Raw genomic sequence first — 24,490 nt, forward strand, 5'->3', positions numbered from 1 at the left:
CGCTTCCCCTGCTGAACGTTTTGGAGACCCACCATGGAGAAGGAATTCGAGATCGTCCGCGAGTTCGAGGTGGCCGCCTCACCCGAGGAGGTCTGGGAGGCGGTCACCACCGGTACCGGCGGCTGGCTGTGGCCGATGGAGTACGAGCCGCGCGAGGGCGGCGCCGCACCGTTCGGCGGCACCATCGTCCGCTGGGACCCGCCGCACCGCCTCACCAGTCGTGTCGAGGACGTCGAGGGCATCTCCGTGCAGACCCTCAACCAGCTGGACCACACCATCGAGCCGCGTGAGGACGGCCGGCACGCCTGGGTGCGCTACGTGCACAGCGGCATCTTCACCAACGACTGGGAGAACCAGTACGACGGCGCCGCCAAGCACACCGACTTCTACCTGCACACCCTGCGCCAGTACCTGACGCACTTCGCCGGCCGTCCCGTCGCCTTCGCCACGCTGGACGGCCCCGGTGCCTCCAGCGCACCCGACGCATTCGAGGCCGTCGGCCGCGCGCTGGGTCTGCCGGAGAGCGCGCCGGCGGGCACCAAGGTGCTCGCCCACGGTCCCGGCGGGCAGTCCTTCGACGCGGTCGTCGACTACCGCGAGCCCCAGTTCATCGGCCTGCGCACGGACGGTGCCCTGTACCGCTTCTTCGGCCGCAACCACTGGGGCGCCCCGGTCGGCATCAGCGTGCACGACTTCACCGAAGGTGCCGACGCCACGCGCACGGGGCAGGCGTGGGAAGGCTGGCTGGCGCAGCTGTTCGGGTGATGCGAGAGCGGGTCGGCTCCGTCCAGAGCCGACCCGCCACGGCCGGCACCGACCGGCTACGGTCGGAACCGCAGCACCTGCGGATCGTGGTCGCTGTTCTGGTCCGCGAACTCGGCGTTGATGTGCACGCTGTCGTAGTCGAACGAGCCGCCTCGCACCGCCGGGCTCACCAGGATCTGGTCGAGGACCTGACTGTTGCCCTGGTAGTCGTAGGTGTAACGCTCCTCCTCGGGCAGCGACTTGATGGCCGACCAGAGTGCGCCGCCGGACTCCAGGAGCTGCGTGGTGTCGGAGAACTCGAAGTCGTTGAGGTCGCCGATGGCGAGTACCTCGGCGTCGCTCTGGGCGGCGAGGATCTTGCTTGCGAACGCGTTGACCTCGGTCGCCTGCTGGTGCCGCTCGGTCTCCGAGCCACGGGTGGGCGGCTGGTACTGCGAGGTCAGCGACTGGTCGCCGCCCTTGGACGCGAAGTGGTTGGCGATCACGAACACCGTGCGGCCCCGGAAGACGAACTCGCCGGCCAGCGGCTTGCGGCTGTCCGTCCAGGCGGCGCTGCCCGGATCGATCCGCCCCGGAGACGCGGTGAGCGCCGCCGTGCCGTCCGCCGCCTTCGTCACCCCCACGGCGGTGGTCGAGTCGCCGCCGGGCCGGTCGGTGAACGAGACCCGGTCCGGGTTGAAGAGGAACACCTGCCGGATGTTGCCGCCGGGCTCGCCGCCGTCCTCGTCGTTCACCGGATCGATCGAGCGCCACTCGTAGTGCGGCCCGCCGGCGGCGACCACCGCGTCGATGAACTTGCCCACCGTCTGGTCGGCGGCCACCGTGCCGTCGTCCGTGGCGCCGTTGTTGTCCTGGATCTCCTCCAGCGCCACGATGTCCGGCGAGGACAGATGGGTGACCACGCCGTCCGCGAGCCGGTCGAACTTCTGCTGGGCGTCCGTCGGCGCCAGGTTCTCCACGTTGTACGTCGCCACCGCCAGCTCGTCGTCCTGCTGCGGGCGGGTGACCTCGCGCTCGGGGCTCGCACCGGTGACCGTTCCGATGGTGCGCGCCACCAGCGTGTACCCGCCGTACTCGTTGTAGTCCAGCGGTCCCTCGGTGCTGCCGTCGAGCGTCTGGCCCACGTCGGCGGTGGGGAAGGCCTGCTGGGCGGTGGGGATCAGCGACTGGATCTGCAACCGCCCCGAGTTCTGCGCGGTGTACGAGCCGTAGACCGCGCCGCCGCGCGCATCGGGGTGCTCGTCCGGCTTGACCGTCACCCACAGCTCCGCGTACGGATCCGTGGCGGTGACCACGCGGGAGGAACCGATGCGGACGTCCATGCCCTCCAACGACTCGTAACGGTCCAGGGCATAGCTGCCCGGCTGCAACGCCAGGCCGTTGATCGAACCGTTCGCGGCCGGATCGCCCGCCGGCGTGTAGGCGTCGGGAACCGTGTCCGCGTCAAGGGTGACCGGCGCCGGCAGGGCATGGCCGGACGAGACCACCGTCACCGTCGGCTTCCCGATCTCCGTGATCGACTGGTTCCCGGACGAGGTACCGCCCGGCACGTACTCGGAGACCGTCCCCGAGACCCGTACCTCGTCGCCCACCGCGACCGTGGGCGCGGCGCTGGTGAAGACGAAGACGCCCTCGCTGGTGGCCGGGTCGGAGTCCGGCTCCGGGTCCTGGAACCAGAAGCCCTTCGACGAGCCGTACGTCCGTGTGCCCGTCACGATGCCGGGCACATCGGTGACCTGCGTCCCCGCGAGCGGCGAGATCCGGGTGCTGCCCTGGACGTCGTGGATGCGGACCTGGGCGTCCGGGTGCTCGGGGTGCGCCGGGTGTCCGGGATGACCGGGGTGCAGAGAGTCCTGCTGTGCCGAGCCGACCGGGAGCGCCTGCGCCGCCGCGGGCGTGGTGAGCGCCACACCGGTCACGGTGGAGCAGACGGCGGCGACGGTGAGTGCGGCGATCCGCGACGAGGTCTTGAGCGGCAAGGTGTGCCTCCGGGACGGGGGATCGGGGGGATCGGGGGAGCTGGCTGAGCGGTGGCGTGACGGCGCCGGTAGCGGGGGCGGTACCGGTGGGGGGCGGCGGGTGCGTTGCCGGTGGGGGTGGGGCGGGCGCATGGCTGCCTCTACGCGCGTCAATCTCTTCCGTTGCCGGGGTGTTGTCAAGGTCTCCCTTATGTACAGGCGTTGACGAGGACGTGAAACGGGGGACGGCGTCGTCCGTCTAGGCTGAGGGCGGCGGGCGTACGTACATCCCGAGGAGGCCTGGCCGATGTCGGACAACCCCCTGCCCCCGGTGCGGCTGCGCCCCGAGGCGGAGCTGGCGCGGGACGCACTCGCCACCGAGCTGATCGCGCGTGCCGCGCGACTCGCCCTCTGGGCGAGCCCCGGCACCCCCGTGACGCCCGGCGGTGCGCTCGACGCGACCCGGCTGCACGCCGCGGCCGCGGAGCTGGGGCTGGCCGACGACGCGGACGGCAGCGCGGCCGCCGGCCGGGCGTGGCGGGTGGCGCTCGACGCCGGCCTGGTGCTGGCCGGGCCGCGCAAGGAGGGCGGGGGAGACACCGTCATCGCAGGTGGCAGCCTGTCCCGGCTGACCAGGGGCGCCCCCGGGGAGATCCTGGAGCTGTGGCTCGACGTACTGGAGCGGGTGGTCGCCGACGCGGGCCGAGGGGAGGCCGGTACGGAGGATTCCGCGGGTGCCGCGGGTACCCGGAATCCTGGGGGGCTCGACGGGTTCGAGGGAACCGACGGACTCCACGGGCTCGGCGGATGCGATCGGCCTGCCGGCCTCGACCGGGCCGGGGCGGGAGAGTTCCTCGACGGGGTGCTCGGCAACCTCTACCTGCTCACTGCGGGCGAGGGCGGGCCCGACGACGGGCCGGTGCCGCTGCCCGCGCTGGCGGCCTCCATGATCGTCCCCGAGGGCATGACGGAGCCCACCGATGACGTCCTCGAACAGGTCTCGGAGGCGATGCTCCGGCTCGACGGCCCGTTCCGGGCGTTGCAGTCCGTGGGACTCGTGGAGTACCGGCCCGTCGACGAGGCGCTGAAGGCGGAGGGACACGCCGAGGTGCCGGACGGTTCCGCGGGGACGTCCGACGCTCCTGCGGGAGGCGAAAAGGGCGCAGGTGAGCGGGGGACGGCCACGCACGCCGGAGCGGACACCGTCGACGACAGCGACGTCGTCCGGTACGGCATGGTGCGTCTCACCCCGCTGGGCCGCTTCGGGCTGCGCAGGCGTCTGCTGAAGGCCGGGTACGACGCGCCGGTCGTCGGCGCCCTGGCGGACCGGGACGCCGATGCGCTGCTGCACGGCACCGCAGGCTTCCCGCCGGCCGCCGCGCACGACGAGATCGAGCAGTGGCTCGCCCGCCGCGTGCCGCTCGACGGGGCGCGCGAGCTGCTGGCCGCGGCGCGTGGCGGCGACGACGGGGCGCCGCTGCGGCGGCTGCACTGCCAGCAGGCGCTCTCCCTGGTCGGCCGGGAGGCCGAGCCCGCGCTGCGGGACGTGCTCGACGACCCCGAGCTGGGCGGTCTTGCCCGGGTCTGGCTGACCGAGCAGGGCGCCGCCGACGTGCCGCCGCCCACCGAACGGATGATCTTCTGGCTGACCGTCGACACCCTCGCGGCGCAACTTGCCGCCGAAGGCACCTCGGCGGAGCTGGAGGACCTGGTGGAGGGTCTGGCACGGCAGCACGGCGGCTTCTTCGACACCGCCTGGCGGGTGGACCATCCCGCGACGGCTCGGGTCCTGGACGTGATGGGCCGCCTGCACCCCGACAAGCGGATCGCCAAGCAGGCCCGCACGGCGGCCTTCAAGGCCCGGTCGCAGCACGGCGGCTGACTCTGGCCGGATCCGGCACGGCGGCTGACTCCGGGCGACGCTCCCGGGTCGAGCGTGCGCTGCCGTAGCGCATCCCTGTGCCCCATCGGACACCCCTGCGTCCGTATCGGACACCCCTGCGTCCGTATGACACGTATGACACGTACCCCTGCGTCCGTGCGGACACGGGGCGTGCGACGCCCCGTGTCCGCACGGTGTTCATGTGTCCGTTCGGTGCGTTCACGTCCCCGCGTGGGGCCCTCGCGTGAGTTTCGACGCCGTTCAACCGCCGTTCTCCTCGGCACGCGAACGTGTGGCCGTACCACCCTTGTGCCGCCCCTCACGCGTCACCCTCAGTCCCATGACTGAAGATCACGACTTCACAGGAGCTGTCATGTCGCTCACCCGCAGGGAGTTCACCAGACGTTCCGCCGCCACCGGGGCCGGCGTCGCGCTCGTCGGCAGCGCCGGCGTGCTGGCCACCGCGCCCGGGGCGCTGGCCGCGCAGGAGCCCCGGCACGATGGTCACGGGCAGGGGCACGGCGACCACGAGGTCGGCTACGGGCCCCTCGTCGACGACCCGGACGGACTGCTCGCGCTGCCCGCCGGCTTCACCTACCGGGTGATCACCCGCACCGGCGTCACCACGCTCGAATCCGGCGAGTCCACCCCGTCGAACCACGACGGCACCGCCACCTTCGCCGGCCCGCGCGGCACCACCCTGCTCGTCAACAACCACGAACTCGCCGGCCCGCGTGCCTCCTGGCCCCACCCGGTGCCGTTGACCGACGGCCTGGTCTACGACCCGGCCGCGTCGGGCGGCTGCACCGTCGTCGAGGTGCGGCGCGGCGGCGCGGTCGCCGAGTGGGTCGGCCTGGCCGGCACGAACACCAACTGCGCGGGCGGGCGCACCCCGTGGGACACCTGGCTGAGCTGCGAGGAGACCGAGGACCGCGCCGGTCAGAACGGCATGACCAAGGACCACGGCTATGTCTTCGAGGTCGATCCCGCCGACCGGCGCGCCAACCGCGCCCCCAAGCCCATCAAGGCCCTCGGCCGCTACGCCCACGAGGCCGTCGTCGTGGACCCCGCACGCGGCCGGCTCTACCTGACCGAGGACGCCGCCGGGCCCAACGGGCTGTTCTACCGCTGGACTCCGCCGCGCGGCTTCCACCACGGCCGCGGCCGGCTGCGCACCCTCGCCGACGACGCGGGAGTGCTCCAGGCCTTCAAGTGCTTCGACTCCGGCGGGCGGTTCGTCGACGACCTGTCGCGTGCCACGCGGATCGGCACGGTGTACGGCGTCGACTGGGTGGACGTGCCCGACCGGGACGCCACCTCGGTGTCCGTGCGCAAGCAGTTCGGCGACGGGGAGATCACCCGGGCCCGCAAGCTGGAGGGCCTGTGGTGGGCGGACGGCGGTGCGTACGTCGTCTCCTCGTTCGCCCGTGAGGAGAGCCCGGTGCAGCACGACGGGCAGGTGTGGTTCTACCACCCGGGCCGGCGCACCCTCACCCTGAAGGTGCTCATCGGCCGCAACCCCGATCCGGCCCTCGAGGGCGCCTTCGACGGCCCGGACAACATCACCGTCTCCCCGTACGGCGGCCTGGTCATCGCGGAGGACGGCGAGGGGCTCCAGCATCTCTTCGGCGCCACGGAGAGCGGCCGTACGTACCCCATCGCGCGCAACCAGCTCAACATCGGCACCGCCGAGGAGCCGGAGTACAGCGAGTTCACGGGCGTGACGTTCTCGCCCGACGGCAGCACGCTGTTCGCCAACATCCAGGTGCCCGGCATCATGCTGGCGATCAGCGGCCCCTGGAAGCGCCAGCCGTCCGGCTGACGCCACGGGCGTGCCGCCGGGAGCCGGGAGCCGGGATCTGAGATCTGAGATCTGAGATCTGGGATCCGGTGGCCGGGAAAAACCTTTGGCGGCATCCGCGCCCGTGCACCTACAGTCATTCTCGTCCAGGTGCGAAGGCAGGACCTACTTCCACTCTTAATGGGGAGGTCGCAGGTTCGAATCCTGTCTCGGGCTCACCTGCCCGAGTAGCTCAGTGGTAAGAGCACCTTGTCGGTTCCGCCGATCTCGATCTCTGGACGCTCAGGACTTCTTTGCACCACAGCACCTCCCGGTGCGCAGGCCGCGGTTACTTCGTTTGGGTCGAATCCGAACCGCTGCCGAGGAGATCTCGGGAGGCCACGGCATCGGGTGCCCGGTGCGCAGGCAGCGGTTACTTCTTCGGATCAAAGGGTTGCGGGTTCGAATCCCGTCACCGGCTCAGGGCCGGTGTAGCTCAATCGGGTAGAGCATTTGACTACAAGTCCGCAGCCGACACTGATCTCGGGCACCTTCTTCGTGGCGTCTCCCGAAGCACCACCAAGGAATTCGGGGGAATTCTCATGACTCGTTTCAACAGCAAGTCCGCGAAGGCGCGCACCGTGTCGCCGGTCCGTACGACCGGCGCCCGCACCCGCACCCACCAGGGCGGTACCGGATATGTGCGGGACGCGCGCAGCGAACTCTTCCTGCTGGCCGTCTCCAATCTCGTCGCCCAGGAGACGTACTACGAGACCGGGCAGGCCCGTGACGACCGGTTCGCCAAGCTGGTGCGCCGGCTCGCGGTGACCGACCCGGCGTGGACCGCCGGCCTGCTCGGCTGGCTGCGCGGCCCGGGCGGCATGCGCACCGCGGCGCTGGTGGGCGCCGCCGAGTACGTCAAGGCGCGGCTCGACGCCTCGACGGCCGAGGACGCGACGTCCGGCGCGACGCAGCCCGGCGCCGTGTCGAACCGCCAGGTCGTCGCCTCCGTGCTGCAGCGCCCCGACGAGCCCGGCGAGTTCATCGGCTACTGGACCGCGCAGTACGGCCGTGCCCTGCCGAAGCCCGTCAAGCGTGGCGTCGCCGACGCGGTGCGCCGGCTCTACAACGAGCGGACGCTGCTGAAGTACGACACTGCCTCCAAGGGCTACCGCTTCGGGGACATCCTCAACCTGGTGCACGCGGCACCCGACCCGGACAAGCCGTGGCAGGGCGCGCTGTTCAGCCATGCCCTGGACCGGCGTCACCACCCGGAGACTGCCGTGCCGCCGGCGTCCAGCCCGATGCTCGCGGCGCACCGCGAGCTGATGGCGGTGCCGGTCGCCGAGCGGCGCGCGGTGCTGACCGCGCCCGGCGGGGCCGAGCGGCTCAAGGCGGCGGGCATCACATGGGAGGCGCTGGCCGGGTGGCTCCAGGGGCCGATGGACCGGGCTGCGTGGGAGGCCGTCATCCCGTCGATGGGGGCCATGGCGCTGGTGCGCAACCTGCGCAACTTCGACGAGGCCGGGGTGAGCGACGAGGTCGCCGCCCGGGTGGCCGCGCAGATCGGCAACCCGGTACAGGTGGCGCGTTCGCGGCAGTTCCCGTTCCGCTACCTCGCGGCGTACCAGCACGCGCCGTCGCTGCGGTGGGCGTATCCGCTGGAGCAGGCGCTCGGGCACTCGCTGGCGAACGTGCCGGCGCTGCCGGGGCGCACGCTCATCCTGGTCGACCGTTCCGGTTCGATGTTCTACTCGCGGCTGTCGGACCGGTCCGAGCTGAACCGGGCCGACGCGGCGGCCGTCTTCGGGACGGCGGTCGCGATGCGGGCCGCCCGGGCGGACCTGGTGGAGTTCGGCAGCACCAGCGCGCCGGTGAAGTACCGCACGGGCGAGTCGGTGCTGAAGGTGCTGGAGCGCTTCGGCGATCTGGGCGGCACCAACACCGCGCAGGCCGTCCGGTCCCACTACCGCAAGCACGACCGGGTGCTGATCGTCACCGACGAGCAGGTCTCCGGCCACGGCGACGACCCGACCGGGCAGGTGCCGGCGGACGTCCCCGTCTACACCTGGAACCTGGCCGGCTACCGGCCGGGGCACGGCCCCTCCGGGGACGGCAACCGGCACACCTTCGGCGGGCTTTCGGACGCGGCGTTCCGCATGGTGCCGCTGCTGGAGGCGGGACGCGACGCACGCTGGCCGTGGCAGGAGGGCGGCTGACCGGCCGTGAGGAGGCGCCGCCGCCGGATGGTTCCGGCGGCGGCGCTCCAGGCCGTCAGCCCCACCAGAAGGCGGTCGCGATGATCCCGTAGAGGACGACCAGGGCGGCGCCCTCCAGCCAGTTGGACTCGCCGTCCAGCACCACCACGACGGTCACCACGACGGCCAGCAGCAGCGAGACGAGCAGCAGCGGCGGCAGGACCAGCGTGAACGAGGCGCCCACCAGCGGGGAGAGCAGCACCAGCGCCGGAGCGACCATCAGCGCGATCTGCAACGGGCTCTGAAGGATCACCGACAGGGCGTAGTCGGCACGGTTCTGGTAGGCGAGCTGGATACCGACGACGTTCTCCACGGCGTTGCCGGCGATGGCGACGATCACCAGACCGGCGAAGGCCTGCGAGATGCCCAGGGAGTCCATGGCCGGGGTCAGCCCGGCCACGAACCAGTCGGAGACGAACGCCGCGCCGACGCCGGCGACGGCGAGCATGGTGAAGGCCTGCCACAGCGGCCACCCGGGCCCCTCGTGCGCGGGCTCCGCGGCCTTCGCCGCCCCGCCTTCCGCCGTGGGGCCGTCCTCTCCGGCGCCCGCGGTGCCGGCGGCAGCGCCGTCGCCCGCGCTGGTGTCCGAGCGCTTGAGCGCGGCCGGCAGGGAGGCGACGAACAGCAGCAGGAGCAGGATGGAGACCACCACGGACAGCGCCCGCTCGTGCCCGGCCGCCGGGGTGTGCAACTCGGCGGTGAGGGCCGGGACGGCGAGTGCGGCGACCGCGAGGACCAGCAGCATCGAGATACGGCGGGCGGCGGACTTCTCGAAGTGCTGGCTGCCGTGCTTCAGCCCGCCCGCCAGGAAGGCGATGCCGAGCACCAGCAGGACGTTGGCCAGGATCGAGCCGACGATGGTGGCGGTGGCCACCTCGTAGAGCTTGCTCTTCAACGCGAACAGCACCACGAACAGCTCGGGCAGGTTCCCCAGCGCACTCTGCACCACGCCGGTCGCGCCCGCCCCCAGCCGGTCGCCGAGCGCCTCGACGCTGTGGCCGACCAGGGTGGCCAGCAGCGCCAGGGCGACCGCCGACAGGACGAACGGGGCGATCGTGCCACCTATGTTCCCGTAATACGTGACCGCGGCGACCAGCACCGCGAGCACCGTCAGGCCGACCAAACGCACATCAGATCGCGTGAAGACCATGGGCAGATCATGCCGTACCCGGAAACGGGGCCTTGAGGCGGCCTGTCGTAGGTGCCGCCCGTGATCGTGACCGCCGGCGGGCGACAAAAGACGAAGGCAAGGAGACAGCTCTCCTTGCCACTCTCAACTTATAGCGCCATGGGGGGCTTGCGGCAAGCCCCGGGGTGCGGCGCACAATCGTCGGCCGAAGCCACCACCAGCGAAAACGGGCGCACGACGGGCGTGTGTTGGGTCGACGTACGGGGGATGCGGTGGGGTCGAATCAGTGGGTGGGACTGGCAGTCGGTTGCGGATGCTCGGGGTGCCGGGGCTTCGATCGGCCACTGCCGTGCAACGGAGCAAGGCTGCCGCGAAGGGATCGCAGTGATCGAGCAGTACGTGTTGGACCTTCAAGCGACGGACGAGACGCAGGTCGCGATCGTGGGGGGCAAGGGCGCGCACCTGGGCGGGCTGTCGGGGATCGAAGGCATTCGCGTGCCGGGTGGCTTCTGCGTGACGACGGACGCCTTCCGGCGGATCATGGCGGAGGCGCCGTCGATCGACGACCGGCTCGACCGGCTGTCGGGCCTGGCTCGCTTTGATGAAGAGGGGGACGACCGGGAGGCGGTCCGCACGCTCAGCGCGCAGGTTCGCCAGGACATCGAAGGGATCGCCATCCCGGACGATCTGGCAGCGGAGATCACCGGTGCGCTCGCCCGGTTCGGCGAGCAGGCCGCCTACGCCGTCCGCTCCAGCGCGACCGCGGAGGACCTGCCGACGGCATCCTTCGCCGGCCAGCAGGACACCTATCTGAACGTCGTGGGGCCGGCGGCGATCCTGAAGCACGTGAGCCGGTGCTGGGCCTCGCTCTTCACCGAGCGGGCCGTGATCTACCGCCTGCGCAACGGTATCGACCACCGTACGGTCCGGATGGCCGTGGTCGTGCAGCGGATGGTCTTCCCGCAAGCGGCCGGCATCCTGTTCACGGCCGACCCCGTCACGGGCAACCGGAAGGTCGCCACCGTGGACGCCGGCTTCGGCCTCGGCGAGGCCCTGGTCTCCGGCCTGGTGAACCCGGACGTCTTCAAGGTGCGCGACGGGGAGGTCATCGCCAGGACGATCGCCGCCAAACAGCGTGCCGTTCGCGCCCTGCCGGCCGGCGGTACGCAGGAAGTGGCGGTCGACTCGGAGCGGCAGGAGCAGCCGGCGCTGACGGATGCGCAGGTGGTGCGGCTCGTGCAGCTCGGGCGGCGGCTCGAAGCGCACTTCGGCAGCCCGCAGGACATCGAATGGTGCCTGGTCGACGACGGTTTCCAGATCGTTCAGAGCCGGCCGATCACGACGCTGTTCCCCATCCCCGAGAGCGGCGACCAGGAGAACCACGTCTACCTCTCCGTCGGTCATCAGCAGATGATGACCGACCCCATGAGGCCCCTGGGGATCTCCGTGTGGCAGCTGACGGCCATGGCGCCGATGCACGAGGCCGGCGGAAGGCTGTTCGTCGACGCCACCCGGCGGCTGGCCTCGCCCGCGAGCCGCGCCGGCCTCCTGGACCTCGTCGGGAGGGGCGACCCGCTGATCAAGGACGCGCTGGAGACCGTCCTCGACCGCGACGACTTCGTCCCGTCGCTCCCGGACACGCCCCCCGCCGCGCCGCCGGCCGGCCGGGCGCCCGCACCGATCGAGACCGATCCGGCGATCGTCACGGAACTGATCGAGCGCAACCAGGCGTCCCTCGCCGCGCTGCGACGCGACATCCGGACGAAGACCGGACCGGCGCTGTTCGACTTCCTGCTGGAGGCCTTCGCGGAGCACAAGCGGGTCCTCGGGGATCGGCAGAGCATGCAGGCGATCATGGCGGGGATGGAGGCCACGTGGTGGCTCAACGACAGGTTGCAGGAGTGGCTGGGCGAGAAGAACGCGGCTGACACGCTGACGCTGTCCGCCCCCGACAACGTCACGTCGGAGATGGGCCTCGCGCTGCTCGACGTCGCGGACGTGATCCGGACGCGGCCGGAGGTGGTGGCGTTCCTGGAGGGCGTCGAGTACGCCGAGGACGCAGCGTTCCTGGAGGAGCTGCCGAAGCTCGCGGGCGGGACCGAGGCGCGCGACGCCATCGAGGAATACCTCGACCGGTACGGCATGCGCTGCGTCGGCGAGATCGACATCACGAGGCCGCGTTGGCGCGAGCGCCCCGCCACGCTCGTGCCCGTGCTCCTCGACAACGTCAGGAACTTCGAGCCGGGCGCCGCCGAGCGGCGCTTCGAGGAAGGCCGGCAGAGGGCGCTGAAGAAGGAACAGGAGGTGCTGTCACGCCTGCGGGCCCTGCCGGACGGGGAGCAGAAGGCGGACGAGACCAAGCGGATGATCGACCGGGTGCGCACCTTCATCGGGTACCGGGAGTACCCGAAGTACGGCATCATCAGCCGCTACTTCGTCTACAAGCAGGCCCTGCTGGCGGAGGCCGAGCGGCTCGTGCGGGCCGACGTGCTTGCCGAGCCGGAGGACGTCTTCTACCTCACGTTCCAGGAGTTCCACGACGTCGCGCGCTCGCACCAGGCGGACGATCGGCTCATCCAGCAGCGCAAGGACGCGTTCCGGTCGTACCACGCGCTCACCCCGCCCCGGGTGCTCACCTCGGACGGCGAGGCCGTCAACGGGGCGTACCGGCGCGACGACGTGCCTGCCGGTGCCCTGATCGGCCTGCCGGTCTCCGCCGGGACCGTCGAGGGGCGGGCCCGCGTCGTCCTCGACATGGCGGACGCCGAGCTCGAAGCGGGCGACATCCTGGTCACGACCTTCACGGACCCCAGCTGGTCGCCGCTGTTCGTCGGCATCACGGGCCTGGTGACGGAGGTGGGCGGCCTGATGACGCATGGCGCGGTGATCGCCCGGGAGTACGGCCTGCCGGCCGTCGTGGGCGTGGAGCGGGCCACCCGGCTGATCCGGGACGGGCAGCGGATCCGCGTGCACGGAACGGACGGGTACGTCGAGATCCTGGCGTGACCGACCGGTGGCGGTCCCGCTCCGGCGCCCCTTCGGGCCTGCCGGAGCGGGCCGGAGCGGGACCGCGGCCTGCGTGCGCTTCACAGCGCCTCGGCCGCCGGCGCGATCATGTTCCGTACCGTGCGGGCCTTGACGAAGTCGCCGAGGGCGGTCATGTCCCACTCGCCGGAGGGCTGCTTGACCAGTTTGCACATCAGGACCCCGGTCTGCGGCTCGGCCTGGGTGAGGTCGAAGCGGACCAGCTCCTCGCCGGTCGCGTCGTCCAGCAGGCGGCAGTAGGCCTTCGCGACCTCCGTGAACTTCTGGCCGGAGAAGGAGTTCACCGTGAAGACCAGGGCGGTGGCCTCCGGGGGGACGCGGGCCAGGTCGACGGTGATGGTCTCGTCGTCGCCGGCGCCTTCGCCGGTCAGGTTGTCGCCGGAGTGCTGCACCGCGCCGTGCAGGATCGTGAGGCGGCCGAAGTAGCAGCTGTCGAGGTGGTTGCGCTGCGGGCCGTAGGCGATGACCGAGGCGTCCAGGTCGATGTCCCGGGAGTGGAAGGCGGGCTCCCAGCCGAGGCCCATCCTGACCCGGCTCAGCATCGGACGGCCGCCCTTGACCAGCGACACCGTCTGGTTCTTCTGGAGGCTGACGCGGCCCTTGTCCAGGTTGATCTTCCCGGGACCGGGGGCCGGTGCGGGGGCGGGCGGCGTGGGTGCGGCGGCGGGCGCCGTTTGTGCGGCGGCCAGGGGCTGCGGGGGCGGCGGGGGGATGGTGGGCGCCGCGGGAGTGACGGCGGGGGCGGCGGGCTCCTCCACCGTGACGCCGAAGTCGGTGGCGATGCCCGCCAGGCCGTTCGCGTACCCCTGGCCGACGGCGCGGGCCTTCCACACGCCGCCGCGCAGATAGATCTCCATGACCACCAGGGCGGTCTCCGCACCGAGCCCCGGCGGCGTGAAGGTGGCGAGCACGGACTGGTCCCCGGTGTCGCGGAGGGTGGCCGTCGGCTCGATGCCCTGGAACGTCCGGCCCGCCTCGTCCGGGCTCGCGGTGACGACGATCTTCTCGATGCCGGGCGGCACCGCGACGGTGTCCACGGTGATCGCGTCGGGCCCGGCCCCGCCCCCGGAGCGGTGGGTGACGCCGGGGGCGGCCGGCTGGTTGTAGAAGACGAAGTCGTCGTCGCTGCGTACCTTGCCGTCGGAGGTGAGCAGCAGGGCGGAGACATCGAGGCGGGCGGGGGCGGTGACATCCACCGTCACCCGTGAGGCGGTCAGGGGGATGTTCGAACCGGGGGTCATCGCTGTCATGCCAGAGGTAACGAGCGAGACACTTTTACCGTTCCCTTACCTAGTCCGTTGGAGCGGCCAGGGCCACTGTGCCCGCGGCCCGCGGCCGGTGCGGTGCGCTACGGCACCACCACGATCTTGCGTCCCGACCCCGCGGCGAACCGTTCCAGCGCCCGGGGGTAGTCGGCGAGCGGCAGCCGGTCGCTGATGAAGACCTCCGGGTCCAGGACGCCGGTCGCGAAGAGTTCCGCGGCCCGCTCGTAGCTGTGCAGGACGGCCATCGAGCCGGTGATGGTGATCTCCTGGTTGTAGATGCGGTACGGGTCGATGGTCACCCGGGTCGCATAGTCGGCGACGCCGAACTGGAGGAACGTGCCGGCCTTCGCGACCCGGCCGAGGCCGTCCTGGATGGCGGCGGCGTTGCCGGTGGCGTCGATGACGATGTCCCAGCCGCCCGGCCGGTCGAGTTCGTCCGGGCTCGCGCCGGCCGCGCTGACGCCGAGCCGGCGGGCGGTCTCGAGCCGGTCCGCGTTGATGTCGACCATGTCGACCGCCGCCGCTCCGGTGCGCTTGGCCAGCTCCAGCATCATCAGGCCCATGGTGCCCGAGCCGTAGATCAGGACATGGGCGCCCAGCCGGGCGCGCAGCACGTCGTAGCCGCGTACCGCACAGGACAGCGGTTCGATGAGGGCGGCGTCCTGGGTGCGGATGTGCTCGGGCAGTGGTACGCAGTTCGCGGCCGGCGCGAGGGCGTACTGCGCGGCACCGCCCGCCGTGGTCACCCCGATGGCGGCCCAGCGCTCGCACAGGTTGTTGTGTCCGGTGCGGCAGTAGCGGCACGCGTAGCAGTACAGCGAGGGGTCGACCGCCACCCGGTCGCCGACGGCCAGCCCGGTGACCTCGCTGCCGAGGCCGACCACCGCACCGGCGAACTCGTGCCCGGGCACCAGCGGCAGGCTCGGCGCGAACTCGCCCTGGAGGATGTGCAGGTCGGTGCCGCACAGGCCGCATGCGGCGACCTCGACGACCACCTCGTGCGGTCCGGGGGTCGGGTCCGGCAGCTCGGCGAGGACGGCGGTGCCCACGCCCTCGATCACGGCGGCCTTCATTTGACGGCTCCCAACGACAGGCCCTGGACCAGCTTGTCCTGGGCGGCGAACCCCGCGGCGAGCACCGGCAGGGAGATGACGAGCGACGCGGCGCACACCTTCGCCAGGAACAGGCCCTGGCTGGTGATGAAGCCGGTCAGGAAGACGGGCGCGGTCTCGGCGACGACACCCGTCAGCACCCGGGCGAAGAGCAGCTCGTTCCAGCTGAAGATGAAGCAGATCAGCGCGGTGGCGGCGATGCCCGGTGCGGCGATCGGGGCGACCACCCGGGACAGCACGGTGGGCAGCCGGGCCCCGTCGACCCGGGCCGCCTCGATCACGGCCACCGGCACCTCGGCGAGGAAGGACTGCATCATCCAGACCGCGATCGGCAGGTTCATCGAGGTGTAGAGGATGACGAGCAGCCAGATGTTGTCGAGCAGGCCGGCTTCCTTGGCGAACAGATAGACCGGCAGCAGGCCCGCCACGACCGGCAGCATCTTCGTGGAGAGGAAGAAGAACAGCACGTCCGTCCACTTGCGCACGCGCCGGATGGACAGCGCGTAGGCGGCAGGCAGCGCCAGCACGAGGACCAGCAGAGTGGAGACGACGGACGCCACCGCGGAGTTGACCAGCGCCGGCCAGGGGCTGGCGCCGCCGCCCACCCCGAAGAAGTCGCGGTAGCCGTCCAGGGTCAGGGCGGCGGTGAGCGAGGGCGGGTTGGTGGCCGCGGCGGCCTCGGAGTGGAAGGACGTCAGCGCCATCCAGGCGATGGGCAGGAAGAACAGGATCCCGGCCAGCCAGGCGACCACGCCCAGCACGGCACCCTTGTGCTTGCGGACCGCGCCACCGGTGGTGCGGGGCACGGCGGTGGGGGCTACGGCGGTCATGCGCGGGACACCTCCTCGCGGAACAGTGACGACACGACCCGCAGGGCGAGGGTCGCGATGATGATCGAGCCGATGACGACGAGCACGCCCGCGGCGGAGGCGAGGCCGTTCTCGTGTGCCTGGTAGAAGCTCTGGTAGACGGTGTAGGGCAGGTTGGCGGTGCCCAGGCCGCCGGACGTGATCGTGAAGACCGCGTCGAAGTTCTGCACGATGTAGATCGAGCCGAGCAGCGCACCCAGCTCCAGGTAGCGGCGCAGATGCGGCAACGTCATATGGCGGAAGATCTGCCAGGTGCCGGCGCCGTCGACCCGGGCGGCCTCGATGAGCTGCGGATCACGGCTCTGTAGCCCGGCCAGCAGGATCAGCATCATGAACGGTGTCCACTGCCAGACCAGCGAGGCCTCGACGGCGAGCAGCGGGGTGTTCGACACCCAGTCGGGCTGGGCCGCGCCGCTTCCGCCGACCCAGTGCAGCAGGCCGTTGAAGAGCCCGTACTCGGGGTTGTACAGCACGTGCTTCCACAGCAGCGCGGCGGCGACCGGTACCACCAGGAACGGGGCGATGAGCAGGGTGCGCACCAGCCCCCGGCCGCGGAACCTGCGGTCCAGCAGCAGCGCCAACGCCAGCCCGAGAGCCAAGCTGACCAGCACCACGGCGACCGTCAGCACGATCGTCGTCAGGACCGACTTCCTGAGGTCGGGCTGGCTGAGGACGTCGTGGTAGTTGGCCAGGCCGGTGAAGTGCCGGGCCTGGGGGTAGAGCGCGTTCCAGTCGAAGAACGAGATCACCAGGGTCGCCACGAACGGCAGTTGGGTCACCACGATCATGAAGATCAGGGCGGGCAGCAGCGGCGCCCGGGTCACCCAGGAACGCAGCCGGTGGGCCGGTGTCGAGGTGCGCGAGGGCGCGGTGGTCAGCGGTGCGGTGGTGGTGGCAGTCATCGCCCCTCGTACTCCTTCGCGATGGGCTCGGCGAGTTGCTGGGACTTCCTGAGCGCCGCGTCGACGGACTGCCGGCCCGCGACGGCGGCGCTCAGCTCCTGGGACACCTTGGTGCCGAGGTCGGTGAACTCGGGGATGTCGACGAACTGGATGCCGGGCACCGGCCGTTGCTGCACGCCCGGATCGCGCGGGCTGGCGCTCTCGATGGCGGCCCGGGTGACCTCCTCGAAGGCCGCCGCCTCCTTGCGGTACTGCGGGATGCGGTACGTGGAGGCGCGCTTGCCGGCCGGTACGTCGGCCCAGCCGAACTCCCGCCCGACCAGTCGCTCGTAGTCCTTGCCGGACGCCCAGGAGACGAACTTCCAGGCCTTGTCGGGGTTGCGGGAGGCCTTCTGCATGCCCCACGCCCAGGTGTAGAGCCACCCGGAGGCCTTCGTGCGTACGGTGGGCGCTGCGACGTAGCCGATCTTGCCCTTGACCGGTGACTTCGCCGCTTCGAGGGAGCCGGCAGCGGAGGTGGCGTCGTACCACATGGCGGTCCTGCCCTGGGTCATCGTGTTCAGGCACTCGGCGAAGCCGGACTGCGCGGCGCCGGACTCGCCGTGGCTGCGCACCAGGTCCACGTAGAACTTCACCGCGTCCTTGAAGCCCTTGCCGTCCAGCCGGGCCTTCCAGTCCTTGTCGAACCAGGTGCCGCCGAAGGTGTTCACCACGGTGGTCAGCGGTGCGGCCATCTCGCCCCAACCGGGCAGCCCGCGCAGGCAGATGCCGCGCATCCCGGGCCGCGCGCCGTCCGCCCTGGCCGCCAGGTCGGCCACCTGCTGCCAGGTGGGGTGCGCCGGCATCGTGAGGTGCTTCGCCGCGAAGACGTCCTTGCGGTACATCAGGAAGGACGACTCGCCGTAGAACGGTTGCCCGTAGGTCCTGCCGTCGTCCCCGGTGAGCGACTGGCGCATCGGCGGCAGGATGTCCGGCTGGTCGAAGCCGGGGTCCTTGGCGACGTACCCGTTCATATCGCGCAGCCAGCCGTTCCTGGCGTAGATGGGTATCTCGTAGTTGCTCAGGGTGGCGACGTCGTACTGGCCGGCCTGGTTGGCGAAGTCCTGGCTGATCTTGTCGCGGACGTCGTTCTCCGGCAGCACGGTGAAGTTCACCTTGATGCCGGTCTGCTCGGTGAAGTACTTCTTGGTGAGCTTCTGCAACTCGACCATCTGCGGGTTGTTGACCATCAGGACGTTGATGGAGTCGCCGCCGGAGCCGGCTCCACCGGCTCCGGCCCAGCATCCGGAGAGCGACGTTCCGAGTAGCGTCCCCACGGCCACCGCGACAACCGCCGCGCGCGGCCTGGGTCGACTCTGGGTTCGCATGGGTGCTCCTGGGGGTTGGGGCGGGTTACGGCGGTGGGGGTGGGGGAGCGGAAGGCACCGGTCGCCTGGCGGCGCCGCTCCTGGGCGCTTCGGTTGGCATGTGAGGGAAAAAGGGGGCGCCGGTGGGGCGCGGGAGTGGGGGATGGGGGGCGTCCGCCGGCGGGCGGGGCCCTCAGGCTCTGATGACCTGGGGTCCTTGGAGCGAGTAGCGATGGGCTTCGGGAGCGGGCAGCAACTGGCTGGTGACGATCGCCTCAAGATCGCTGACCTGCGCGAACCGGCAGAAGCTGACCGCGCCGAACTTGGTGTGCACCCCGGCGAACACGGTGCGCCGCGCGGCCCGCATCGCCTGCGCCTTCACCTCGCTCACCGCGGGATCGGGCGTGGTCAGGCCGTGCTCGCGGGAGATGCCGTTGGCACCGATGTAGGCCAGGTCGATGACGAAGCCGGCGAGCATCTTCGTCGTCCAGTGGTCGACGGTGGCGAGCGTGCCGGGGCGCACCCGGCCGCCGAGCAGCAGCACGGTGGTGTCGGGGACCTCGGCGAGCGCGCCGGCGGTGGCCAGCGAGGCGGTGACCACGGTCAGCGGCCGGTCCCGGGGCAGCGCCTGTGCGATCAGCTGCGGGGTGAAGCCCTCGTCGACGAAGACGGTCTCGGCGTCACCGAGCAGCTCCGCGGCGGCCGCGGCGACGCGGCGCTTCTCGGGGACGTGCATGGTGGTGCGAAAGGCGAGCGTCGTCTCGAACCCGGCGCTCTCCACGGGGTACGCCCCGCCGTGCGTACGACGGATCAGGCCGTGGTCCTCCAGGGCGCGCAGGTCGCGGCGTACGGTCTCCTTGGCGACGCCCAGCTCGGCGGCGAGCGCGTTGACATCGACGGAGCCGGCGCGCCGGGCGGCACGGACGATCTGCCGCTGTCGTTCCTCCGCGCTCACTGCTGCCACCTCTTCCCTCACGCCGTCGTCCGGACCGATCCGGACCAGGCCGGACCGTGTCGGTCATCCCGGGGCAGCGGTCCGCGTCGCTGCCCGTTCGGGCTCCGGAGGCATTTCTACTGCGGGAGGACGGCAGTGACCAGGTCTGTTGCCCGGTGGTCTGTGCCCGCCTTCGCCCGTTCACGTGAGACGGGGGGTCGGACGACCTGCCGGGGTGAGGGGGAAACGGGCAGCGCGATGCCCGTTCTCGGGGGTGCGAGCGCCCGTTTCCTGCCCGGGTGCGCCCGCACCACCGGTGGCAGCGGCAGCGGTGCGGGTGTGGTGCGGTTGCGGGAGGTGGCGTGACTCGGCCGGCGGCGTTGCCGGCGCGCGTCAGTGCGGCCAGATGGGCGGCTTGGTGACGAACTGGCCGCCCAGGTACATCTCATCCGGATTCGTGGGGTCCAGCTCGCCGCGCTCGGCGAGCAGGTCGGCGGCGAACCGCTCGGAGTCGTCCTGGGGCTCGTAGCCCAGCGCGCGCGCCGAGCTGAGGTCCCACCACACGCGGGTGTTGGCCGACGAGCCGTAGATCACCGTGTGGCCGACGTCCTCGGCCGTGAGCGCGGCGTGGAAGAGCCGGGCGCCGTCGGCCGGGCTCATCCAGATCGACAGCATGCGCACGCTGGTGGGCTCGGGGAAGCAGGAGCCGATGCGCACCGAGACGGTTTCGATGCCGTGCTTGTCCCAGTACATCTGTGCCAGGTCCTCGCCGAAGCTCTTGGACAGGCCGTAATAGGTGTCAGGGCGGTGCGGGACGTCCACCGGGAGCAGCCGGTCGGCGGGCAGCGGGTAGTCGCCCGGTGGGAAGGGGTGGTAGCCCACGGCATGATTGGACGAGGCGAAGACGACGCGGCGCACCCCCGCCTCGCGGGCGGCCTCGTAGAGGTGGTAGGTGCCCTCGATGTTCGCCTTGAGGATCTTCTCGAACGTCGACTCCAGGGAGATGCCCGCGAGATGGATGATCGCGTCGACGCCGTCGACGGCCCGGCGCAGCGCCGCACGGTCGGCGAGGTCGGCGGTGATCGCCGCGGGCTCGTCCTCGAGTGGCGCCACGTCGAAGAGGCGCAGCTCGTAGCCGTAGCCGGGCAGCAGGCTGCGCATCTGGGTGCCGACGCCGCCGGCGGCGCCGGTGAGCAGGACGGTGCGGGGAGCGGGCATACGACTCTCCTCGGGGCCGGGCCGATTGGGCGGTCTCATACACGTTCATGCACGGAATTCACAAGCGTGGACAACTTAGAGATCGCTCGCGGGCTCCGTCAAGTAGCCCCCGGCCTGCGCACTTCTCCCTCCGCCGGGCAGATTCCGCGCTTGACCTTCGCTGGGCGCGGGCCTTAGCGTGAGGTGTTCAGAAATATGGACGAGAATCAGAAACGTGCACAGCTTGCGCGTCAGGAGCGTGTACGACCCGTTCGCTAGCTCAGGGAGAGCCCGTGACGTCAGTCCCCCTCGCCGGCCGCCTCGACGGACTGCTGTTCTTCCCCGTCACCGCCTACGGGCCCGATGGTTCGGTCAACCTCGCCGGCTACCGAGCCCATGTGCGGCGCGGCATCGAGGCCGGCGCGGCCGCCGTCTTCGCATGCTGCGGCACCGGGGAGTTCCACGCGCTCACCCCTGAGGAGTACCGGGACGCCGTCGCCGCCGCGGTGGCGGAGGCCGACGGCCGGGTGCCGGTGATCGCCGGTGCCGGCTACGGCACCGCGCTGGCCGTGCGGTACGCGAAGCTCGCCGAGGAGGCCGGCGCCGACGGGCTGCTCGCCATGCCGCCGTACCTGGTCGTCGCCGGCCAGCAGGGCCTGCTGCGGCACTACCGCGAACTGGCCGCAGCCACCTCGCTCGACGTGATCGTCTACCAGCGCGACAACGCCGTCTTCACCCCCGAGACGGTGGTCGAACTCGCCCGCACCGACGGCATCATCGGCCTCAAGGACGGCCTGGGCGACCTCGACCTCTTCCAGCGCATCGTCAGCGCCGTGCGCACCGAGGTGCCGGGCGAGTTCCTCTACTTCAACGGACTGCCCACCGCCGAGCAGACCAGCCTGGCCTACCGCGGCATCGGCGTGACCCTCTACTCGTCCGCCGTCTTCTGCTTCGCGCCGGAGATCGCCCTCGCCTTCCACAAGGCGCTCGTCTCCGGCGACGACACCACCGTCAACCGGCTGCTCGACGGCTTCTACCGGCCGCTGGTCGAACTCCGCGCGAAGGGCCGTGGATACGCGGTCTCGCTGGTCAAGGCGGGTGTGCGGCTGCGCGGTCTGGACGTCGGCGAGGTCCGGCCGCCGCTGCACGAGCCGGCCCCCGAGCACATCGAGGAGCTCGGCGCACTGATCGAAAGGGGCTACGCGCTGCTGTCCGACGGCTGACCGGCGGCCCAGCCCCGCCTCCCTCCCTCACCCCTCGTCCCTCCCTCCCGTCCCCTGGCCGCGTGCCGCCGCCGCGCCCCCCCTCGCGCGGGCCGCAGCACCCGCGTCCCCTACTCCCGTTACGGAGCCGTGGTGAAGACCTCCGCGTTCGTCTACCCCTGGGACGTCGTCGGCGATCCGGACGCCGCCGGGCGGCTGGCCGCCCTCGGCGTGCCGCAGGTGACGCTTGCCGCCGCCTACCACTCCACCCGCGCCCTCACCCCGCGCCACCCCCGGCACCGCATCGTCACCGCCGAGTACGCGGCGGTGCTGTATCCGCCCGGCGCACCCTGGCGGGACCGCCGCCTGCGCCCGCACCCGGCCGGGGACTGGGCGCCCGGCGACGCCTACGGTGAGGCGGCCGCCGCGCTCGCCGCCGCCGGGCTCGAGGTGCACACCTGGGTGGTGCTCGCGCACAACTCCCGGCTGGGCGCCGAGCACCCGCAGACCTCCGTCGTCAACGCCTACGGCGACCGCTACCCCTGGGCCCCCTGCATCGCCCAGCCGGACACCCGCCGCTATCTGCTCGACCTGGCCGTGGAGGCGGCGGTGCGCCCGGGCGCGGCCGGCTGCGAACTGGAATCGCTCGGCTGGTACGGGCTGGCCCATCTACACGCGCACGACAAGATCGCCGGCGTGCCGCTCGGTGACGCCGGCCAGTACCTGATGTCGCTCTGCTTCTGCCCGTCCTGCCGCGCCGGGTACGCCGAGCACGGCCAGGACCCCGACGCCCTCGCGGCCGCCGTGCGCGACGCCCTCGCGCCCTTGTGGTGTGGCGCGGCGACCGACAGCGGCTGGGAGAGCGTGGCGAAGCTACTCGGCGAGGAGCGGGCCGCGGCGACGCGGGCGTGGCGGGACGGCACCGCCGCCTCGCTCCAGCGGGCCGCCGTCTCAGCGGTGCGGGCCGCGGCGCCGGACGGTTTCCAGGTCGTGCTGCACGCGGATCCCGTGACGTACCACTGCGGCGCCAACGCCGGGGTCGATCCCGCGGGGATCCTGGCCGTGGCCAACGGTGTGGTGGTGCCGTGCACCGGTGGCGCCGGCCTGCTCGCGCCCTTCGCGGCACACCGCGGCGAGCGTGGTGTGCTCGCCGCGAACTTCACCGTGGTCTCCGGCATGGGCGGCAGCCCCGCGACGCTGGCCACGGATGCGGCTTGCGCCGCGGAGCTCGGGGCCACCGAGCTTCGGCTGTACCACGCCGGGTTGGCGTCCGACGCCGATCTGGTGACGGTGGGTGAGCAGTTGCGGCGGGTGGGCTGCCGTTGAGCCCGATTCCGGGGGCTGCGCCCCCGGGCCCCCCTTGTCGGCCCTGACGGCCTCGTCCTCAATCTCCCCCAGTGCCTCAAGGGCCTGGGAGGTACCCCCAGAGGGCTTGATTGCTGGCCCGGGCTCAAGCGCCGGACGGGCTTGATTGCCTCAAGCCGGACGAGTCGGTGGTGACGCCGGCGTGGATCACGTCACCGGCGCCTCCTCCGGTGTCACGGTGCGCGCCGGCCGCAGCAGGGCCGCCGCCACGAGCAGCCCCGACACGCCCAGCACCGGGAGCGTGAGACGGATGTCGACGAGCTCCACCAGAGCGGCACCCGCCGCGAGGCCCACCGCGTTCGGGGCGAACATCAAGGTGTTCGCGGTGGCAGCGGTGCGGCCCAGCAGCGCGTCCGGCGTGCTGCGTTGCACCGCGGTGAAGGCCGCGATCAGCGGGCACGGCAGTCCGAGCCCGCGCGCAAGGCTGCTGGCCAGCACCACGGCGTCGGACGGCACCGCGGTCGCCGCCATGCTCACCGCGGTCAGCGCGATGCCGTACGCAGCGAAGCGCCGCTCGCCCAGCCGGCGCAGCAGGGCGCCCGAGGCCACGCCCATCACCACGGAGCCGGCGCCCTGCACCGGGCCCAGCACTCCGGCGAACGTGGGCGGGCGGCCCAGGGCGTCGAGCACCGCGTAGAGCATGGAGCTGCTGATCGAGGCCAGCATCATGATCGCGCCGCCCGCGGTGACCAGCCGGCGCAACGCCGGCCGGCCCCACAGGTACCGGGCGCCCTCGACGCTCTGCGCCCACCAGCCGGCGGTGCGCGGCGCCGGCCGCTCCTCGCGCGCCCGCAGCAGCAGGCACAGGCCGGCGGCGCTGGCGAAGGTGACCGCGTCCAGCAGCGCCACGCACGGGCCGCCGTAGGCCGCGAGCAGCCCGGCGCCGGCCAGCGGCGCCACCAGCTTCATGCCCTCTCTGAGGGCCATCTGGAGGCCGTTGAAGTCGCCCAGCAGCTCCTCCCCGACGATGGTCGTGACCAGCGCGTTCTCCGCCCCGTCCTGGATCGCGGCGACCGCCCCGTACACCACCAGAACGGCGAAGAGGAGCCACAGCCGGGACGCGGAGTCGACCACGAGGAGGGACGTCAGCAGTCCGGCCATGCCGAGGTTGGTCCACACCAGTAGTGGTCTTCGCCGGGTGCGGTCGGCGAGGGTGCCCAGCACCGGTCCGGCGAGGCTGGGCGCCCACACGGCGAACGTGCACAGGGCGGCGAGGCCGTTGGAGCCGGTCAGCTCCTTCACCCAGATGCCGCTCGCCAGGAACAGCGCCGACGTGCCGAACCCGGACACCAGCAGGGTGCCCAGGTACAACCGTGCGTCGCGGTCCCGTAGAACTCTTCTCATCGAGCCTGTCATGCCTGGTCATCGTGGGTCTAAGGACCCCCTGTAGGGATCGGGCGGGTGCCGTATCCCGGGGGCTGCGCGCATCATCTGGTGCGCTCGCCGATGAGTTCTCGGCACGCCGGCGGTCCTTACTCGTA

At 71.7% G+C, this 24,490-nt stretch carries 17 protein-coding genes and 1 tRNA gene; 8 read left to right on the forward strand and 10 right to left on the reverse strand.

Annotated features, from left to right (window positions below; all coding sequences use genetic code 11):
- Positions 1-33 precede the first annotated feature (33 nt).
- Entirely contained in the window at positions 34-765 is a 732-nt protein-coding gene (locus tag NQO67_RS25700) for an SRPBCC family protein (protein WP_255952622.1), read from the forward strand.
- A gap of 56 nt (positions 766-821) precedes the next feature.
- Here the strand turns inward: NQO67_RS25700 and NQO67_RS25705 are convergent, their stop codons facing one another.
- On the reverse strand, positions 822-2,744 hold the full coding sequence (locus NQO67_RS25705; RefSeq protein WP_255952623.1) for a DUF8508 domain-containing protein: 1,923 nt from the start codon (positions 2,742-2,744) through the stop codon (positions 822-824).
- A 286-nt stretch (positions 2,745-3,030) separates the two neighbouring features.
- On the opposite strand from NQO67_RS25705, the gene NQO67_RS25710 reads away from it, so the two are divergent.
- The 4 genes from NQO67_RS25710 to NQO67_RS25725 all read left to right on the forward strand — a co-directional run bounded on the left by NQO67_RS25710 (position 3,031) and on the right by NQO67_RS25725 (position 8,604).
- Positions 3,031-4,605, forward strand: coding sequence for a hypothetical protein (locus NQO67_RS25710; RefSeq protein ID WP_255952624.1), 1,575 nt, complete (start codon positions 3,031-3,033; stop codon positions 4,603-4,605).
- Between the two features lie 373 nt (positions 4,606-4,978).
- Entirely contained in the window at positions 4,979-6,427 is a 1,449-nt protein-coding gene (locus NQO67_RS25715; RefSeq protein ID WP_255952707.1) for an alkaline phosphatase PhoX, read from the forward strand.
- A gap of 99 nt (positions 6,428-6,526) precedes the next feature.
- Positions 6,527-6,622, forward strand: a tRNA-Lys gene (locus tag NQO67_RS25720).
- Between the two features lie 365 nt (positions 6,623-6,987).
- Positions 6,988-8,604 (forward strand): TROVE domain-containing protein, encoded by a 1,617-nt coding sequence (locus NQO67_RS25725; RefSeq protein WP_255952625.1) that lies wholly within the window; start codon positions 6,988-6,990, stop codon positions 8,602-8,604.
- Between the two features lie 55 nt (positions 8,605-8,659).
- On the opposite strand, the gene cax is transcribed toward NQO67_RS25725, so the two are convergent.
- Positions 8,660-9,793, reverse strand: coding sequence for a calcium/proton exchanger (gene cax / locus NQO67_RS25730; RefSeq protein WP_255952626.1), 1,134 nt, complete (start codon positions 9,791-9,793; stop codon positions 8,660-8,662).
- 363 nt (positions 9,794-10,156) lie between these two features.
- On the opposite strand from cax, the gene rph reads away from it, so the two are divergent.
- Positions 10,157-12,778 carry a rifamycin-inactivating phosphotransferase gene (rph, locus tag NQO67_RS25735; RefSeq protein ID WP_255952708.1) on the forward strand — a complete coding sequence of 874 codons (2,622 nt, stop codon included), beginning with the start codon at positions 10,157-10,159 and terminating at the stop codon, positions 12,776-12,778.
- A gap of 80 nt (positions 12,779-12,858) precedes the next feature.
- Here the strand turns inward: rph and NQO67_RS25740 are convergent, their stop codons facing one another.
- The 7 genes from NQO67_RS25740 to NQO67_RS25770 form a co-directional block, all read right to left on the reverse strand.
- Positions 12,859-14,058 carry a TerD family protein gene (locus tag NQO67_RS25740; protein WP_255952627.1) on the reverse strand — a complete coding sequence of 400 codons (1,200 nt, stop codon included), beginning with the start codon at positions 14,056-14,058 and terminating at the stop codon, positions 12,859-12,861.
- A gap of 107 nt (positions 14,059-14,165) precedes the next feature.
- Complete coding sequence (locus NQO67_RS25745; protein WP_255952628.1) at positions 14,166-15,155, reverse strand: zinc-dependent alcohol dehydrogenase family protein; 990 nt, start codon at positions 15,153-15,155, stop codon at positions 14,166-14,168.
- A complete protein-coding gene (locus tag NQO67_RS25750) occupies positions 15,152-16,024 on the reverse strand; it encodes a carbohydrate ABC transporter permease (RefSeq protein WP_255952629.1) in 873 nt (290 codons plus the stop codon). The genes NQO67_RS25745 and NQO67_RS25750 overlap by 4 nt, the downstream gene beginning before the upstream one ends.
- Positions 16,021-16,965, reverse strand: coding sequence for a carbohydrate ABC transporter permease (locus tag NQO67_RS25755; protein ID WP_255952630.1), 945 nt, complete (start codon positions 16,963-16,965; stop codon positions 16,021-16,023). The genes NQO67_RS25750 and NQO67_RS25755 overlap by 4 nt, the downstream gene beginning before the upstream one ends.
- Complete coding sequence (locus tag NQO67_RS25760) at positions 16,962-18,332, reverse strand: ABC transporter substrate-binding protein (RefSeq protein ID WP_255952631.1); 1,371 nt, start codon at positions 18,330-18,332, stop codon at positions 16,962-16,964. Before NQO67_RS25760 ends, NQO67_RS25755 begins: the two co-directional genes overlap by 4 nt.
- A gap of 172 nt (positions 18,333-18,504) precedes the next feature.
- Positions 18,505-19,275 carry a DeoR/GlpR family DNA-binding transcription regulator gene (locus NQO67_RS25765; RefSeq protein ID WP_255952632.1) on the reverse strand — a complete coding sequence of 257 codons (771 nt, stop codon included), beginning with the start codon at positions 19,273-19,275 and terminating at the stop codon, positions 18,505-18,507.
- 363 nt (positions 19,276-19,638) lie between these two features.
- Positions 19,639-20,463 carry an NAD-dependent epimerase/dehydratase family protein gene (locus tag NQO67_RS25770; RefSeq protein WP_255952633.1) on the reverse strand — a complete coding sequence of 275 codons (825 nt, stop codon included), beginning with the start codon at positions 20,461-20,463 and terminating at the stop codon, positions 19,639-19,641.
- A 272-nt stretch (positions 20,464-20,735) separates the two neighbouring features.
- On the opposite strand from NQO67_RS25770, the gene NQO67_RS25775 reads away from it, so the two are divergent.
- Positions 20,736-21,665 carry a 5-dehydro-4-deoxyglucarate dehydratase gene (locus NQO67_RS25775; RefSeq protein ID WP_255952634.1) on the forward strand — a complete coding sequence of 310 codons (930 nt, stop codon included), beginning with the start codon at positions 20,736-20,738 and terminating at the stop codon, positions 21,663-21,665.
- 132 nt (positions 21,666-21,797) lie between these two features.
- The gene (locus NQO67_RS25780; RefSeq protein WP_255952635.1) at positions 21,798-22,970 is read left to right on the forward strand and encodes a hypothetical protein; all 1,173 of its coding nucleotides are present in this window, start codon (positions 21,798-21,800) and stop codon (positions 22,968-22,970) included.
- 186 nt (positions 22,971-23,156) lie between these two features.
- Here NQO67_RS25780 and NQO67_RS25785 read toward each other — a convergent pair whose 3' ends face one another.
- On the reverse strand, positions 23,157-24,353 hold the full coding sequence (locus NQO67_RS25785; protein WP_255952636.1) for an MFS transporter: 1,197 nt from the start codon (positions 24,351-24,353) through the stop codon (positions 23,157-23,159).
- Positions 24,354-24,490: the final 137 nt, after the last annotated feature.

This window comes from Streptomyces odontomachi (assembly GCF_024435355.1).
Classification (GTDB): domain Bacteria; phylum Actinomycetota; class Actinomycetes; order Streptomycetales; family Streptomycetaceae; genus Streptomyces; species Streptomyces odontomachi.